General features: G+C 66.7%; 1 protein-coding gene. It reads left to right on the forward strand.

Annotated elements, in window-relative coordinates:
* Positions 1 to 312: 312 nt before the first annotated feature.
* On the forward strand, positions 313 to 1,443 hold a 1,131-nt coding region (locus tag EOA27_RS36380; RefSeq protein WP_245491323.1), incomplete at its 3' end, for an amidase.

The following is a 1,443-nucleotide window of genomic DNA, read 5'->3' on the forward strand; positions in this document are numbered from 1 at the left end:
AACAGAGCATCGCAGAGAAGCGCACCGTCGAGCTGGCGTGAGGTTACCCGATCAGCGGTAGCGCCAGCCCCCTCATCCGGCCGCTTCGCGGCCACCTTCTCCCCGGCGGGGAGAAGAGATTGGCGCCGGCACCGAAAGCCTCCTCTCCCCGCCGGGGAGAGGTCAGCCGAGCGAAGCGGAGGCTGGGTGAGGGTGAGTCTGGGCCAGTTCGCAACTGACGGCACTTGTAAGTGGGAGGAACACATGGCTGCGGTCTAGGAGAGCCTGCTCGAAACTTACACAGATTCCGACGCGCTGGCGCTCGCCGCCCTGGTGAAGCGCGGCGAGGTCGCCCCCGCTGAGCTCGTTGAAGCGGCGATCACCATGATCGAACGCCTCAACGCATCGCTCAATGCTGTCATCCACCGCCTCTACGACATGGCGCGCGCCCAGGCGGCGACGGTGGACAGGAACGCACCCTTCGCCGGCGTGCCCTATCTGCTCAAGGAGCTCGCCTCGTCCTGGAAAGGCGCGCCTCTTACCAACTCCTGCCGCTACCTGAAGGACTTCGTCGCCGATTCCGACAGCGAAGTGGTGCGCCGCATCAAGGCCGCCGGGCTCGTCCTCGTCGGTAAATCCAACGCGCCGGAAAACGGCTGGTCGATCACCACCGAGCCAAAACTTTACGGCGCGACGAAAAACCCGTGGAAGCAAGGCATCACGCCGGGCGGATCGAGCGGCGGCGCTGCCGCCGCGATCGCTTCGCGCATGGTGCCGATCGCCGAGGCCAGCGACGGCGCAGGCTCGATCCGCGTGCCGGCTTCCTGCTGCGGCATTGTCGGCCTGAAGCCTTCGCGCGGCCGCGTCAGCCTCGCGCCCTACGGCGACTATTGGTATGGCGGCGCCTATTTCCTCTGCTGCTCACGCACCGTGCGCGACACCGCCGCCTATCTCGACGCGGTGGCCGGCGCCCTGCCCGGCGACGCCTACACCCCGCCGGTTCCGGCGGAAAGCTGGCTGAACCTCTCCGCACGGGCGCCGAAGAAGCTGCGCATCGGCTTTACCGTCACGCCGCCGAACGGCGCCGCGATAGATCCTGAAGTCAAGCAGACCGTGCTTTCCACGGTCGCCCTGCTCGAACGCCTCGGCCACGACGTCGAGGAGCATGACATGCCGCTCGACGCCGATGCCGCGTGGAAGACCTACACCGACATGACCAACGTGCAGACGGCCGCCACCTTCGGCTTCCTCGAAACGCTGGTCGGCCGCCCCGTGACACCGAACGATCTCGAGCCGGTGACCTGGGCGGTCATCGAGCGCGGCCGCGCGACCAGCGGCATCAAACATGTTTCCGACGTCGAGCAACTGAGGCTGATCGGCCGCGATATCGTCGGCGACCTAAACCCCTATGACATCTTCATCACCCCGACGCTGACGCAGCTGCCGCGCCCGCTCGGCTACTAC

This window comes from Mesorhizobium sp. M2A.F.Ca.ET.037.01.1.1 (genome assembly GCF_003998075.1).
In the GTDB taxonomy this organism is placed as follows: Bacteria; Pseudomonadota; Alphaproteobacteria; order Rhizobiales; family Rhizobiaceae; genus Mesorhizobium.